The following is a 15,502-nucleotide window of genomic DNA, read 5'->3' on the forward strand; positions in this document are numbered from 1 at the left end:
CCGGTGCGCTGCCCTGCGCCGCGCACTCTTCAAGCACTCGATCGTCGAGTGCCGGGTGGGGGCGTCCGGTTGGCCGGCAGCGGTGTTTCTGCTCTTCCGTCCGACGAAACCTGCACCCTGTGCGCAAGGTAATGCACGAAGCGTGCCATGTCGGAGGTGAATCCCTCGAGAGCCGCTTGGCAGCGAGCTAACGGCTAAGTCAGCTAGGGGCGTATAAGACGCCAAAATAACCCGTGAGCAAATCGGGACAATCACCAATCTTGTGCAATTCGCCCATGTCACGTGCGTTTGCGAACGTATTGCACCGCAGCGAAACATGGGCGAGGGACGCCGGATTCGTCACCGAAGCCGGTTTCGCGCATTAAAATCGCGCATCGATATCGACGATTGATGAGGTCAGGGGATGAACGTTACGCTGCGCCAGCTTCGCGTGTTCATCGAAGTCGCGCGGCTCAAGAGCTTCAGCCGGGCGGGTGACGAGATCGGGCTCACGCAGTCCGCGGTCAGCCGCTGCGTGCGCGAGCTCGAGGCCGAACTCGGGCTGAAGCTGATCGACCGCACGACGCGGGACGTGCAACTGACCGATGTCGGGGCGAATCTGATCGCGAGCGTGTCGCGCCTGCTCGACGATCTCGACGATACGCTGCGCGAGATCCGCGAGATCGGCGAGCAGCGCCGCGGGCGCGTGATCGTCGCGGCAAGCCCGACGATCGCATGCAGGCTGATGCCGCGCGTGGTGGCGTCGTGCGAGCGGCAGTTCCCGTTCGTGACGCTCGGCCTGCGCGACGACGTACAGAGCGACGTGTTGCGCAAGGTGAAGTCGAGCGAAGTCGATTTCGGCGTCGTGATCGGGCCGCTGACGGTCGCCGATCTCGTCTGCGAACCGTTGATGACCGATTCGTTCTGCCTTGTCGCGCGCGCCGACCATCCGCTCGCGGCGCGGTCCGAGGTGCCGTGGGCGGCGCTGGACGGCGAGCGCCTCGTGCTGCTCGACCATGCGTCGGGCAGCCGGCCGCTGATCGATGCGGCGCTGGCCACGCATCGCGTCAACGCGACGGTCATGCAGGAACTCGGGCATTCGGCGACCGTGTTCGGGCTGGTCGAGGCCGGTGTCGGCGTGAGCGTGCAGCCATGGCTGTCGCTGCCGCTGCCCGCCGGCTCGACGCTCGTCGCGCGGCCGCTCACGCCGCGCACCGAACGCACCGTCGAGCTGGTGCGCCGCCGCGACCGGTCGTTGTCGCCCGCCGCGCAGGCGATCTGGGAGCTCGTGCGGCAGATGCCGGCGCGGGCCGAGGACCTCGAGTGATGCGCATCGGCGTGAGCCGGCCCGGCTTGCCGGCCGGTACACTACGTGGATCGTGTTCGTTGGCGGTGGTTCTCGATGACGCATTCCGCAGGTTTTTTCCCGGTGAACGATGAGCCTGCGGCGCGCGCCGCGGTGCACGCGCTGCGCCCGTCGCTGATCCGCGAAGTCGCGAACGCCGGCTTCGGCGTGCCGGACGTGCTGCCGTTCTGGTTCGGCGAATCCGATCGCGTGACGCCGGATTTCATCCGTGACGCCGCAGCGGCGGCGCTGCGCGAGGGCGCGACCTTCTACACGCACAATCTCGGCACGGCGCCGCTGCGCGACGCGATCGCGGCCTATGTCAGCGCGCGTCACGGCGCGACGGCGGCCGGCACGGTCGCCGTGACGAGCTCGGGCGTGAATGCGCTGATGCTGGCTGCGCAGATGCTCGTCGGGCCGGGCGAGCGTGTCGTCGCGGTCACGCCGTTGTGGCCGAATCTCGTCGAGATTCCGAAGATTCTCGGCGCGCGGGTCGACTGCGTGCCGCTCGATTACGGCGACGCGGGCTGGCAGCTCGACGTCGGCCGGTTGCTCGCGGCGCTGACGCCCGATACGCGGATGCTGTTGATCAATTCGCCGAACAACCCGACCGGCTGGACGATGTCGCGCGACGATCAGCAGGCCGTGCTCGCCCATTGCCGTCGTCACGGCATCTGGCTGGTCGCCGACGAGGTGTACGAGCGGCTTGCATTCGGCGAGGGCGGTGCGCCGTCGTTCCTCGATATCGCGTCGCGCGACGAGCGCGTCGTGGTCGTGAATTCCTTCTCGAAGGCATGGGCGATGACGGGCTGGCGGCTCGGATGGCTGGTTGCGCCGACGTCGGTGATGGGCGAGCTGTCGAAGCTCGTCGAATACAACACGTCGTGTGCGCCGGGTTTCGTGCAGGCCGCGGCCGTGGTCGCGTTGCGCGACGGCGAGCCGTTCGTGCGGTCGTTCGTCTCGGCGCTGCGCGACGCGCGCGACCATCTGGTCGCCGCGCTGCGGACGTTGCCGGGCGTCGAGGTGCCGCCGCCGCCGGGCGCGATGTACCTGTTCCTGCGGCTGCCGGGCGCGGCCGACAGCCTGGCGTTCTGCACGACGCTGGTGCGCGAGGCAGGGCTCGGCCTTGCGCCCGGGCGCGCGTTCGGCCCCGAGGGGGAAGGGTTCGTGCGCTGGTGCTATGCGTGCGATCCGGCGCGACTCGACGCGGGCGTGGAGCGGCTGCGCCGGTTCCTGGCACGCGGCGCCGGCGCTCGCTGAAGCGGGGCCGGAGCGGGCATGCGGCCTGGGCGGCGGCCTGTTCCGCTCATCTTTACGCACCGGGCAATTTTGCGTAATATGGCGTTCAGTCACGCGGTTCCGTCGTTGAGCCGTGCTGTTCCGTCCGGTTTGGGCCTGGCCTGAAGTTGGTTCGCCGCCCCCGGTTCGTGCTCCCATCAATATGACCGATCAGAATCGGGCGAGCGCGTCTTCCGTTCCTTTCGTCTGTTTGTTGATCCGGTTCGTTTGACCACAGGGTCTGGCCTAGCTGCATGAATACCCAAGAGGCGAAGATCGTCCTCGAGACTGCTTTGATCTGTGCGCAGGAGCCGCTGAAGCTCGGCGATTTGCGCAAGCTCTTTGCCGACGGCGTGTCGGCTGACACGGTCCGCACGTTGCTCGAAGATCTGAAACAGGATTGGTCCGGTCGCGGTGTCGAACTGGTGGCGCTGGCGACCGGGTGGCGCTTTCAGAGCAAGCCGGCGATGCGTCATTATCTCGATCGGCTGCATCCCGAGAAGCCGCCGAAATATTCGCGCGCGGTACTCGAAACGCTCGCGATCATCGCGTACCGGCAGCCCGTCACGCGCGGCGACATCGAAGAGATTCGCGGCGTCACGGTCAATACGCAGGTGGTCAAGCAACTCGAGGATCGCGGCTGGATCGAGGTGATCGGTCATCGCGACGTGCCGGGGCGTCCGGCGCTGTATGCGACGACCAAGCAATTCCTCGACGATCTCGGCCTGAAGGCGCTCGACGACCTGCCGGCGCTCGAAGAGCCGGCCGCGAACATCGAGGCCGCGCTGCTCGCGCAGCAGGCCATGGATTTCGACGGCGACGTGCCGGTGACCGACGAGGCTGCGGCCGACGTGCCGCAGGCGCAGGCGGATGACGTGCCCGCCGGCGAGTCGGCCGAGGTGCCGGGCGATGCCGTGGCCGACGTCGCGTCGACGCAGGAATTCCCGAGTCGCGATACGCTCGATGCTGATCGTGGGCACGCGGAACGGACGGAACAGGTCGGCGCCGAAGCCGTGTCGACCGATGTGCAGCCCGAGCCGCAGCGTGCGGATTCGAGCGAGGAAGATCGCAAGCCGGCCGCCGAAGCGGCTGCCGGAGACGGAGCGGAAGCGGCCGGCGACACGCCCGGCGAGGCCGATCAGGCCGACGCCCCCCGCTCCCGTCCTGCGGACGACGAGACGCTGGACGACACGTCCGACAGTCTCGCGGATGCCGTACGAAGCGCCAGTGCGCCCATCGGCGCCGACGCGCTGCCGGACGACGAAGCAGAACCCGAACAGCGTCGCGCCTGATCGCGGCCAACTTCTTGCCGCGCCCGCGCCGGGCGCGAGACCTGACATTTTGAGGTTGTTTTGACAGATATCCACGATATTGAATCGTCCGCGCCTGCCGTGCAGGCAGCGCGTGCCGACGATGCGCCGGAGCAGGATGCTTCGGCCGCGGGTGGCGACGAGCGTCCCCGCCGCGGTCTGCGGCGCGGTCCGCGCAGCCTGATCGCGCGGCGTCGCGCGGCGGCCAAGTCGAAGGGCGCCGAAGGCGAGCAGCAGGGCGCCGAGGGCGCGGATGCGCAGCCGGCCGAGGCTGCCGATGCGCAGCCGGCGCGTGCGCCTCGCAAGGAAGGCGCGGCCAAGGGCACTCGCAAGCCGGCCGGCAAGCGCGAAGGCGCGGCCAAGGGCGGCCAGGGCCGTCGCGGGGCATCGAAGGCAGAAGGTGGCTTGGCGAAACCCGTTGAAGGCGATGCGTCCCAGGACGAACTGTTTGCGTACGTGACGTCGCCCGCCTTCGATGCGGACAACTCCGCGGGCGGTAGCGGCGTCCGTGCGCCGATGCTGCGGCGCGGGCGCAACCAGCCGGCGAACAAGCGCGTGCTGTCGCCGGACGACGACGCGCCGAAGCTCCACAAGGTGCTGGCGGAAGCAGGCATGGGTTCGCGTCGCGAAATGGAAGAGCTGATCGTCGCCGGCCGCGTGTCGGTGAACGGCGAGCCCGCGCACATCGGCCAGCGGATCATGCCGACCGACCAGGTGCGGATCAACGGCAAGCCGGTCAAGCGCAAGCTGCCGAACAAGCCGCCGCGCGTGCTGCTGTATCACAAGCCGACCGGCGAAATCGTCAGCCACGCGGATCCGGAAGGCCGTCCGTCGGTGTTCGACCGCCTGCCGCCGATGAAGACGGCGAAATGGCTTGCGGTGGGGCGCCTCGACTTCAATACCGAAGGTCTGCTGATGCTGACGACTTCCGGCGACCTCGCGAACCGCTTCATGCATCCGCGTTACAGCGTCGAGCGCGAGTACGCGGTGCGCGTCGTCGGCGAGCTGTCCGAAGGCATGCGGCAGAAGTTGCTGCACGGCGTCGAGCTCGACGACGGTCCGGCGAATTTCCTGCGTATCCGCGATGGCGGCGGCGAAGGCACGAATCATTGGTATCACGTCGCGCTGGCCGAAGGCCGCAATCGCGAAGTGCGCCGGATGTTCGAGGCGGTCGGCCTGATGGTGAGCCGGCTGATCCGTACGCGTCACGGCCCGATTCCGCTGCCGCGCGGCTTGAAGCGTGGTCGTTGGGAGGAGCTCGACGACGCGCAGGTGCGCAAGCTGATGGCGACCGTCGGCCTGAAGGCGCCGTCCGAGGAGAAGGGCAAGCGCGGCGCTGCCGGTCCGGCCGAGCGTCGCCAGCCCGATCCGATGCAGACGTCGATGGGCTTCATCAGCCGCGAGCCGGTGCTGACGACGCACGGGCAACTCGACCAGCCGCGTCGCGGCGGTGGCCGGCGCGGCGGCCCGGGGTTGCCGGGTCTGAGCGGCTACGGCAGCCTGCCGGTTGCGCCGTCGGGCTACGGCAATCGCACGGGCGGCGGCCGCGACGGCAACCGCATGGGGCGCGACGGCAACCGCGCCGGCGGCGGTCGCGATGTCGACGGCAATCGCGCGTCGTATGGCGCAGGTCCCAAGCGCGATGGCGCGGGCGGCAAGCGCGGCGGTGGCAAGGGCGGCGGCAATCGCAATCCGGGCGGCAATCGTGCCGACGGCGCAGGCAACGGCGGCCCGCGCGGCGGCCAGCGTCCGCAGCGCAGCCGCACGCGCAGCCGTTAAGTCGCTGTTGATTGGCGTCGTACGGCGGCGTAAAGCCGCCGGCTCGTCGGTCTGGCCGGCATCCGGCCGGTTGTGTCGACGCGACGCATTGTATTGACGGGGTTCGGCTGCATCGATGTCGCGTGCCGCGACAACGGCGATCACCGGTACGGCAGGGTGATATCGGTCGATCGGGCAGCCCGATTTCGCATTTTCGGTCCGTAAAGGCAGCCGACGCGCTGCTTTTACCGGCTGGCTTGGCGTTTGCGCCAAAAATCGCTATAATCGCGGAGTCGCTGGGCGTACGGATTCAATGTGCGGCTCAGGTGCGACCACCAGTAAGAAGATGGGCGTTCCGCCCATTTTTTTTTGCTGAAACGGTTAGGCATCTCGGGTAGCGCTTCCTGCGCCGGCTAAGGCGCGCGCCCGCGGGTGAATCGCGAGCGGCGGGCGCGAACACCTGAGAGGACACTGTGCAACTGACGGAACTGATAGAAACCACGGTCACCGGGCTCGGCTACGAGCTGGTGGATCTCGAGCGCACCGGGCGCGGCATGCTTTGCATCTATATCGATCAGCCTGCCGGCATCTCGCTCGAAGATTGCGAAAAGGTCACACGTCAGCTCCAGCACGTCTTGACGGTCGAAAACATCGATTACGAACGGCTCGAAGTCTCGTCCCCGGGGCTCGACCGCCCGTTGAAGAAGCTGGCCGACTTCGAGCGCTTCGCCGGCAGCGAAGCTTCCGTGACCTTGAAAAAGCCGCTGGACGGGCGCAAGACGTACCGGGGCATTCTGCACGCGCCGAATGGCGAAACGATCGGTTTGGAATTTGAGGGGAAGAAGGGCGAGGCAGCCATGCTGGATTTCACGCTGGCCGATATCGACAAAGCCCGCCTGATTCCGCAAGTTGACTTTAGGAGCCGCAAATAATGAGTCGCGAAGTGTTGATGCTGGTGGATGCGCTGGCGCGCGAGAAAAACGTCGACAAGGATGTGGTGCTGGGCGCCCTCGAGGCCGCGCTCGCTTCCGCTTCCAAGAAGCTGTTCGACGAAGGCGCCGAAATCCGCGTCCATATCGATCGCGAAAGCGGCGAGCACGAAACCTTCCGTCGCTGGCTCGTCGTGCCCGACGAGGCAGGCTTGCAGGAGCCGGATCGAGAGATCCTGCTGTTCGAGGCACGTGAGCAGAATCCCGACGTCGAAGTCGGCGAGTATGTCGAGGAACCCGTTCCGTCCATCGAATTCGGTCGCATCGGTGCGCAGGCCGCGAAGCAGGTGATCCTGCAGAAGGTGCGCGACGCCGAGCGCGAGCAGATCCTGAACGACTACCTCGAGCGCGGCGAAAAGATCATGACCGGCACGGTGAAGCGCCTCGACAAGGGCAACTTCATCGTCGAATCGGGCCGTGTCGAGGCGCTGCTGCGCCGCGATCAGCTGATCCCGAAGGAAAACCTGCGCGTGGGCGACCGCGTGCGTGCGTATATCGCGAAGGTCGACCGCACCGCGCGCGGCCCGCAGATCGAACTGTCGCGCACGGCGCCCGAATTCCTGATGAAGCTGTTCGAGATGGAAGTGCCGGAAATCGAGCAGGGCCTGCTCGAGATCAAGGCGGCTGCCCGCGACCCGGGCGTGCGCGCGAAGATCGGCGTCATCGCCTACGACAAGCGGATCGATCCGATCGGCACCTGCGTCGGCATCCGCGGCTCTCGCGTGCAGGCCGTACGCAACGAGCTCGGTGGCGAAAACATCGACATCGTGCTATGGTCGGAGGATCCCGCCCAGTTCGTGATCGGCGCGCTCGCGCCGGCAGCCGTCCAGTCGATCGTCGTCGATGAAGAAAAGCATTCGATGGACGTCGTCGTCGACGAGAACGAACTGGCTGTCGCGATCGGCCGCAGCGGTCAGAACGTTCGCCTTGCCGGCGAGCTCACCGGCTGGCAGATCAACATCATGACGCCGGACGAATCCGCGCTGAAGCAGGGCGAAGAACGCGACCGGCTGCGTGCACTGTTCATGGCGCGTCTCGACGTCGACGAAGAAGTTGCCGACATCCTGATCGACGAAGGCTTCACGAGCCTCGAAGAGATCGCGTACGTGCCGCTCAACGAAATGCTCGAAATCGAAGCGTTCGACGAGGACACCGTGCACGAACTGCGCAACCGCGCACGCGACGCGCTGTTGACGATGGCCATCGCGAACGAAGAAAAGGTCGAGAACGCGGCGCTGGATCTCAAGAGCCTCGACGGCATCACGCCGGAGTTGCTCGCGAAGCTGGCCGAACATGGCGTGCAGACGCGCGACGATCTCGCCGAGCTGGCTGTGGATGAACTGGTCGACATGACCGGGATGGAAGAGGATGCCGCTAAGGCGTTGATCATGAAAGCACGTGAACACTGGTTCCAGTGAGAAATGACCATGGCGCACTGATTTGATGGCGGCCGTATGGCCTGACCCGATGCTAACCGCAAGGAATCGGTCCTTGCACTAAGAGGAATGAATGGCGAGTAACAACGTAGCCCAATTTGCCGCGGAACTGAAAATGCCTGCTGGTGTGCTGCTCGAACAGCTGCAGGCAGCGGGCGTCCAGAAAGCGAGTGAAGACGATGCGCTGTCCGAAGCGGACAAGGCGCGTCTGCTCGATCATTTGCGCAAGTCGCACGGCGCAACCGACGGCGACAAGCGCAAGATCACGCTGACCCGCAAGCATACGTCGGAGATCAAGCAATCTGACGCGACGGGCAAGGCTCGCACCATTCAGGTCGAGGTTCGCAAGAAGCGTACGTTCGTCAAGCGCGACGACGTGGCCGACGGTGCGGAACAGGGTCAGGCGCAGGTTGCCGAAGCGGACGACGATGCGGAACTGAAGCGTCGCGAGGAAGAGGCGCGCCGCGAGGCCGAACTGCTCGAGAAGCAGGCGCAGGAGCTGCGCGAGCGTCAGGAACGCCTCGAACGCGAGGAAGCCGAGCGTCGCGCCCGCGAGGAAGCGGCCGAGGCCGAGCGCCGTCGCGCCGAGGAAGAAGCGGCGGCGAAGCGTGCAGCGGCGGAAGCCGCCGCGGCGCAGCAGGCGGCAGCCCGGCAGGCCGCCGCGGCCGAGCAGGAAACGGCGCCGACGCAGTCCGCGCAGGACGAAGCGCGTGCAGCCGCGGAACGTGCGGCGCAGCGCGAAGCGGCGAAGAAGGCCGAGGACGCTGCTCGCGAGGCGGCCGACAAGGCGCGCGCCGAGCAGGAAGAGATCAGCAAGCGCCGCGCGGCGGCCGAAGCCGAAGCACGCGCGATCCGCGAAATGATGAACACGCCGCGCAAGGCCGTGGTCAAGGCAGTCGAGCCGCCGAAGCCGGCGGAACCGGCGAAGCCGGCCGAAGCGAAGGGCACGCTGCACAAGCCGGCGAAGCCGGAAGGTGCGCAGGCGCGTCCGGCCGTGAAGAAGCCGGCCGGCGCCGCGGCACCGGCCGCGACGCAGGCGCCGGCAGGCGCGGGCGACCGCAACAAGAAGCCGGGCGCAGGCAAGGGCGGCTGGCAGGACGACGCAGCGAAGCGTCGCGGCATCAAGACGCGCGGCGATTCGAGCGGCGGCGTCGACCGCGGCTGGCGCGGCGGCCCGAAGGGTCGCGGCCGTCACCAGGACAGCGCATCGTCGTTCCAGGCGCCGACCGAACCGATCGTCCGTGAAGTGCACGTGCCGGAAACCGTGTCGGTTGCCGATCTCGCGCACAAGATGTCGATCAAGGCCTCCGAAGTCATCAAGGTGATGATGAAGATGGGCCAGATGGTCACGATCAACCAGGTGCTGGACCAGGAAACGGCGATGATCATCGTCGAGGAGCTGGGCCACCGCGCGGTCGCCGCGAAGCTGGACGATCCGGAAGCGCTGCTCGTCGAGGGCGAAACCGGTACCGATGCGGAGCAACTGCCGCGTCCGCCGGTCGTCACGGTGATGGGTCACGTCGACCACGGCAAGACCTCGCTGCTCGACCACATCCGCCGCGCGAAGGTTGCCGCGGGCGAAGCGGGCGGCATTACGCAGCACATCGGCGCTTACCACGTCGATACGCCGCGTGGCGTCATCACGTTCCTCGATACGCCGGGTCACGAAGCGTTCACGGCAATGCGTGCACGCGGCGCGAAGGCGACCGACATCGTGGTGCTGGTGGTGGCGGCCGACGACGGCGTGATGCCGCAGACGAAGGAAGCCATCGCCCACGCGAAGGCGGGTGGCGTGCCGATCGTCGTCGCGATCAACAAGATCGACAAGCCGGAAGCGAACCCCGATCGCGTCAAGCAGGAGCTGGTCGCGGAAGGCGTCGTGCCGGAAGAATACGGCGGCGATTCGCCGTTCGTGCCGGTGTCGGCCAAGACGGGCGCAGGTATCGACGATCTGCTCGAAAACGTGCTGCTGCAGGCCGAAGTGCTGGAACTGAAGGCACCGGTCGAAGCGCCGGCCAAGGGCATCGTGATCGAAGCGAAGCTCGACAAGGGTAAAGGCCCGGTCGCGACGATCCTCGTGCAGTCCGGTACGCTGAACCGCGGCGATATCGTGCTGGCGGGTACGGCCTACGGCCGCGTCCGTGCGATGCTCGACGAGAACGGCAAGCCGACGAAGGAAGCCGGCCCGTCGATCCCGGTCGAGATCCAGGGTCTGTCGGAAGTGCCAGGCGCGGGCGAGGAAGTGATCGTGCTGCCGGACGAGCGCAAGGCGCGTGAAATCGCGCTGTTCCGTCAGGGCAAGTTCCGCGACGTGAAGCTCGCGAAGCAGCAGGCCGCGAAGCTGGAAAGCATGCTCGAGCAGATGGGCGAAGGCGAAGTGCAGAACCTGCCGCTCATCATCAAGGCAGACGTGCAGGGTTCGCAGGAAGCGCTCGTGCAGTCGTTGCTCAAGCTGTCGACCGACGAAGTGCGCGTGCAGATCGTGCACAGCGCGGTCGGCGGCATCAGCGAAAACGACGTCAACCTCGCGACGGCATCGAAGGCGGTCATCATCGGCTTCAACACGCGTGCGGATGCACAGGCGCGCAAGCTGGCCGAGGCGAACGGCATCGATATCCGCTACTACAACATCATCTACGACGCAGTGGATGAGGTGAAGGCGGCGATGTCGGGCATGCTGGCGCCGGAGAAGCGCGAAGTGGTCACCGGCATGGTCGAGGTGCGCCAGGTCTTCAAGGTACCGAAGGTCGGCACGGTCGCAGGCTGTATGGTCACGGACGGTATCGTCAAGCGCTCGTCGTCGGTGCGCGTGCTGCGCAACAACGTCGTGATCTTCACGGGCGAACTCGAATCGCTGAAGCGCTTCAAGGACGATGTGAAGGAAGTGAAGCAAGGCTTCGAGTGCGGTATGTCGGTGAAGAACTTCAACGACATCATCGAAGGCGACCAGTTCGAAGTCTTCGAAGTGACCGAAGTCGCGCGTACGCTGTAATCGTCGCGTATCGGCTCATGGGCGGGGCAGGCTTGGGCCTGTCCCGCCCATTTTCATGGTGGCGTGCCGAAAATGGCCGCCGCTTCATCCTGATAAACGGATCACGGATCGATCATGTCCAGGAAACGTACTTCCCCCAATCGCAACGTTCAGATCGCCGATCAGATTCAGCGCGATCTGTCCGAACTCATCATGCGCGAGGTCAAAGATCCGCGCATCGGTATCGTGACCATCCAGAGCGTGGAACTCACGCCCGACTATGCGCACGCGAAGGTCTACTTCACGGCGCTCACCGGCGATCCGGACAAGACGCAGGAGGCGCTGAACCACGCGTCGGGCCACCTGCACAACCTGCTGTTCAAGCGCCTGCACATTCATACGGTGCCGACGCTGCATTTCCATTACGACCAGACGATCGAGAAGGCCGTCGAAATGTCGCGCCTGATCAAGGAAGCGAACTCGACGCGCGCGAAGGACGACGGCGAGGCCGATGCGCCTGCCAAGGACGATTGAGCTCGACCGGCCTATGACGAATGCAGCACCCCAACGTCCGCGCGTGCCCCGGCGCGTGCTGGACGGCGTTCTCCTGCTCGACAAGCCGGTCGGCCTGTCGAGCAACGATGCGCTGATTCGCGCAAAGCGCCTGCTTCTCGCGAAGAAAGCCGGTCACACCGGCACGCTCGATCCGCTGGCGTCGGGCCTGCTGCCGCTGTGCTTCGGCGAGGCGACCAAGTTCTCGCAGGATTTGCTCGACGCCGACAAGACCTATGAAGCGACGATGCGTCTCGGCCAGCGCACGGCCACCGGCGACGCGGAAGGCGACGTGATCGACACGCGGCCCGTCGAATGCGATCGTGCGGCGGTGGAAGCGGCGCTCGTGCGCTTCACCGGCGACATCGTGCAGGTGCCGCCGATGTATTCGGCGCTCAAGCGCGACGGCAAGCCGCTGTACGAATATGCGCGGGCCGGCCAGACGGTCGAGCGGGAAGGCCGCAACGTGACGATCCACGCGCTCGAACTGCTTGCGTGCGAGCTGCCCGACGTGACGTTTCGCGTGACCTGCAGCAAGGGCACGTATGTGCGCACGCTCGCGGAGGATATTGGCGAGGCGCTGGGTTGCGGCGCGCATCTGACGATGCTGCGTCGCACGGGCGTCGGCGCGCTGACGCTCGAGCATGCGGTGACGCTGGATGCGCTGTCGGACGCTGCCGAGGCGGCGCGCGATGCATGGCTGCAGCCGGTCGATGCGTTGCTGTCGACGTTCCCCGCCGTTCGGCTCGACGACGCGTGCGCGAAGCGGTTTCTGCACGGCCAGCGCCTGCCGCTGTCGGCATTGGAGCCGATCGACGCGGCCGAGGGCGAGCGCGTGCGCGTGTACGACGCAACGCGGTTGCTCGGCGTGGCACGCAAGGCGAATGGCGTGCTCGCACCGGAACGGCTCGTCGTGACGGCTCAATGACGCAGCAGCGCGCATGACTGCACGCGGCGGAATAAGAAAAGCCCGGTCGATTTCGACCGGGCTTTTTGTTTCGCGTGACCGCGCAGTGATGCGCTGCCGGGTAGTGCTCAGTGTGCCGCCGACGCCGCCGCACCGGCATCGCCGCCGCCCGCGCGTTCGGGCTTGGTGATCCAGATCAGCGCGATCAGCAGCACGAAGATCACCGCCGAGATGTAGAACAGGTCGTTCACGCCGAGCTGCGCGGCCTGTTGCGTGGCCATGTTGTTGATGAGCCCGTGCGCCTGGTTCTGCGACAGCCCGAGATTGCCCATCTGCGTGACGGCCTGGTTGAACGTCGGGTTGTACGGGTTCGCCTGCTCGACCAGTTGCGCGTGATGGAAGTTGTTGCGGTGGTCCCACGCGGTCTGGAAGATCGACGTGCCGATGCCGCCGCACATGATCCGCACGAAGTTCGACAGGCCGGACGCCGCGGGAATGCGGTGGCCGGGCAGGCCGGACAACGTGATCGACACGAGCGGGATGAAGAAGCCCGCCATCGCGATACCCTGCACGAGCGTCGGCAGCGTCAGCGACCATTCGTCGACGCCCGTCGTGTAGCGCGAACGCATCCAGAAGCACAGCGCGAACGTCAGGAACGACGCCGTCGAGATGAAGCGTGGATCGGTGCGCGGCAGATACTTCCCGGTAAGTGGCGACAACAGGATGGCGAACAGCCCGACCGGCGCCATCACGAGGCCGGCGTCGGTCGCGGTATAGCCGATTTGGGTCTGCAGCCACAGCGGTAGCAGCACGAGATTGCCGAAGTACAGGCCGTATCCGATCGACAGCGCGACTGTCCCGCCGGTGAAGTTCCGGATGCGGAACAGCGACAGGTCGACGACCGGGTGCTCGGCGGTCAGCTCCCAGATCACGAAGAACGCGAACGCGATGACGGCGGTCAGCGCGAGCACGATGATGGTCGTCGACGCGAACCAGTCGAGATCCTTGCCCTTGTCGAGCATGATCTGCAGCGAGCCGACCCAGACGACCAGCAGCGCGAGGCCCACGCCGTCGATCGGCGCGCGACGCACGGCCGACTCCCGATTGCGATAGATCATCCACGTCGCGGCGGCGGCGGCGACGCCGACCGGGATGTTGACGTAGAAGATCCACGGCCACGAATAGTTGTCCGAGATCCAGCCGCCGAGAATGGGGCCTGCGACGGGTGCGATCAGCGTCGTCATCGCCCATAGCGCGAGCGCCATCGGTGCCTTTGCGCGCGGATAGCTCGACAGCAGGAGCGCCTGCGACAGCGGAATCATCGGGCCCGCGACCGCGCCCTGGAGCACGCGCGACCCGAGCAGGAACGGCAGGTTCGGCGACAGCCCGCACATCCACGACGAGATGACGAACAGGATGATCGACGCGAGGAACAGGCGCACTTGCCCGAAACGGTCGGTCAGCCAGCCGGTCAGCGGCACCGAGATTGCGTTCGCGACCGCGAACGACGTGATGACCCACGTACCCTGGTCGGACGACACGCCGAGGTCGCCCGAGATGGTCGGGATCGCGACGTTCGCGATGGACGTGTCGAGCACGTTCATGAACACCGCGAGCGACACCGCGATCGTGCCGAGTATGAGTTGCCCGCCCTGCAGGGGCGGGTAGGAGGCGGGAGCCTGTGCCATGTCGGTTGCCTTTCCGAAGTCGGAACGGTTACATCATTTTCGCGGCGGTGCTCTGCTTCGCCGCGACCGGCGCCGATGCATTGCCGCCTGCGTTCTCGGCGATGATGCGCGCGATTTCGGCGTCGGCTTCGTCGCCGTATTTCGCGAACACGTTGGTCTCGTAGACGGTGTTCGGCGCGTTGACGAGCTGGTCGCCGCGTTCGTCCTTGATGTTGACGTCGACCTGCATCGACAGGCCGATGCGCAGCGGATGCTTGTCGAGATCCTTCGGGTCGAGCTCGATCCGCACCGGCAGGCGCTGCACGACCTTGATCCAGTTGCCGGTCGCATTCTGCGCCGGCAGCAGCGAGAACGCCGAGCCCGTGCCGGCCGAGAAGCCGACGACCTTGCCGTGGTACGTGACCGACGAGCCGTAGATGTCGGCCGTCATTTCGACCGGCTGGCCGATGCGCATGTGCTTCAACTGGACTTCCTTGAAGTTCGCGTCGACCCACACGGCATTGAGCGGCACCACCGACATCAGCGGGTTGCCGGGCGACACGCGCTGGCCGACCTGCACCGAGCGCTTCGCGACATAGCCGGTGACCGGCGCCGGCAGCACGTTGCGCGCGTTCGCGAGGTAGGCGTCGCGCACCTTCGCGGCGGCGGCCATCACGTTCGGATGCGATGCGATCGTCGTGTTCGCGGTCAATGCGCGATTCGAGGCGAGCTGCTGCTGCGCGGCGTCGACCGATGCCTGCGCGGCCTTCACGGCGTCGCGGGCATGCGAGATTTCTTCCTGCGACACGGCGCCCGTCTGCGCGACGGCCAGGCGGCGGCGCAGGTCGTCCTGGGCCTTCGACAGGTCGGACTGGCGCAGCGCGACTTGCGCGCGGTACTGATCGTCGTTGACGAACAGGCCGCGCACCTGGCGCACGGTCTGCGCGAGGTTGGCTTCCGCCTGCTGCAGCGCGACCTGCGAATCGGCCGGGTCGAGCACGACGAGCGGATCGCCGGCCTTGACCGTTTGCGTGTCGTCCGCCTTCACGGCGATCACGGTGCCGGTGACCTGCGGCGTGATCTGCACGACGTTGCCGTTCACGTATGCGTCGTCGGTGTCTTCATGGAAGCGAGCGACGAGGAAGTAATAGAGGCCGTATGCGATGGCCGCGATCACGATGACCGCGACGAGCAGCGTCATCATTCGCTTGCGCTTGCCGTTATTCTGCGGCTGCGCGCTGGCGGCGTTTTGTTGGTCGCTCATGGCGATTTTCTCCGTCCGTTATTTCGAGTGTCTGCGTAGTGGTGGC

At 66.4% G+C, this 15,502-nt stretch carries 11 protein-coding genes; 9 read left to right on the forward strand and 2 right to left on the reverse strand.

From position 1 onward, the window contains the following. The first annotated feature begins 403 nt into the window (after nt 1-403). The 9 genes from CFB35_RS07375 (at nt 404) to truB (ending at nt 12,546) form a co-directional block, all read left to right on the forward strand. Nucleotides 404-1,306 carry a LysR family transcriptional regulator gene (locus tag CFB35_RS07375; RefSeq protein WP_059575780.1) on the forward strand — a complete coding sequence of 301 codons (903 nt, stop codon included), beginning with the start codon at nt 404-406 and terminating at the stop codon, nt 1,304-1,306. Between the two features lie 75 nt (nt 1,307-1,381). Then, nucleotides 1,382-2,584 (forward strand): pyridoxal phosphate-dependent aminotransferase, encoded by a 1,203-nt coding sequence (locus tag CFB35_RS07380; protein WP_059575778.1) that lies wholly within the window; start codon nt 1,382-1,384, stop codon nt 2,582-2,584. Nucleotides 2,585-2,856: 272 nt separating this feature from the next. After that, nucleotides 2,857-3,894: an SMC-Scp complex subunit ScpB gene (gene scpB / locus CFB35_RS07385; protein WP_059575776.1), complete on the forward strand. Its 1,038-nt coding sequence runs from the start codon at nt 2,857-2,859 to the stop codon at nt 3,892-3,894. Between the two features lie 60 nt (nt 3,895-3,954). After that, on the forward strand, nt 3,955-5,691 hold the full coding sequence (gene rluB / locus CFB35_RS07390) for a 23S rRNA pseudouridine(2605) synthase RluB (RefSeq protein WP_059575774.1): 1,737 nt from the start codon (nt 3,955-3,957) through the stop codon (nt 5,689-5,691). A 452-nt stretch (nt 5,692-6,143) separates the two neighbouring features. Further along, a complete protein-coding gene (gene rimP / locus CFB35_RS07395) occupies nt 6,144-6,602 on the forward strand; it encodes a ribosome maturation factor RimP (protein WP_059575772.1) in 459 nt (152 codons plus the stop codon). Next, nucleotides 6,602-8,077, forward strand: a complete 1,476-nt coding sequence (nusA, locus tag CFB35_RS07400; protein ID WP_059499058.1) for a transcription termination factor NusA — start codon at nt 6,602-6,604, stop codon at nt 8,075-8,077. The genes rimP and nusA overlap by 1 nt, the downstream gene beginning before the upstream one ends. A 91-nt stretch (nt 8,078-8,168) precedes the next feature. Further along, nucleotides 8,169-11,087 carry a translation initiation factor IF-2 gene (gene infB, locus CFB35_RS07405; RefSeq protein ID WP_059575770.1) on the forward strand — a complete coding sequence of 973 codons (2,919 nt, stop codon included), beginning with the start codon at nt 8,169-8,171 and terminating at the stop codon, nt 11,085-11,087. 114 nt (nt 11,088-11,201) lie between these two features. After that, nucleotides 11,202-11,600 carry a 30S ribosome-binding factor RbfA gene (rbfA, locus tag CFB35_RS07410; RefSeq protein WP_059575767.1) on the forward strand — a complete coding sequence of 133 codons (399 nt, stop codon included), beginning with the start codon at nt 11,202-11,204 and terminating at the stop codon, nt 11,598-11,600. Between the two features lie 13 nt (nt 11,601-11,613). Further along, nucleotides 11,614-12,546 (forward strand): tRNA pseudouridine(55) synthase TruB, encoded by a 933-nt coding sequence (gene truB, locus CFB35_RS07415; RefSeq protein ID WP_059575765.1) that lies wholly within the window; start codon nt 11,614-11,616, stop codon nt 12,544-12,546. Nucleotides 12,547-12,653: 107 nt separating this feature from the next. Here truB and CFB35_RS07420 read toward each other — a convergent pair whose 3' ends face one another. Together CFB35_RS07420 and CFB35_RS07425 are read right to left on the reverse strand one after the other, a co-directional pair. Then, the gene (locus CFB35_RS07420; RefSeq protein ID WP_059575763.1) at nt 12,654-14,213 is read right to left on the reverse strand and encodes a DHA2 family efflux MFS transporter permease subunit; all 1,560 of its coding nucleotides are present in this window, start codon (nt 14,211-14,213) and stop codon (nt 12,654-12,656) included. 28 nt (nt 14,214-14,241) lie between these two features. Then, entirely contained in the window at nt 14,242-15,456 is a 1,215-nt protein-coding gene (locus CFB35_RS07425; RefSeq protein WP_059575761.1) for an HlyD family secretion protein, read from the reverse strand. Nucleotides 15,457-15,502 lie beyond the last annotated feature (46 nt).

This window comes from Burkholderia sp. AU16482 (assembly GCF_002223285.1).
GTDB lineage: Bacteria > Pseudomonadota > Gammaproteobacteria > Burkholderiales > Burkholderiaceae > Burkholderia > Burkholderia semiarida.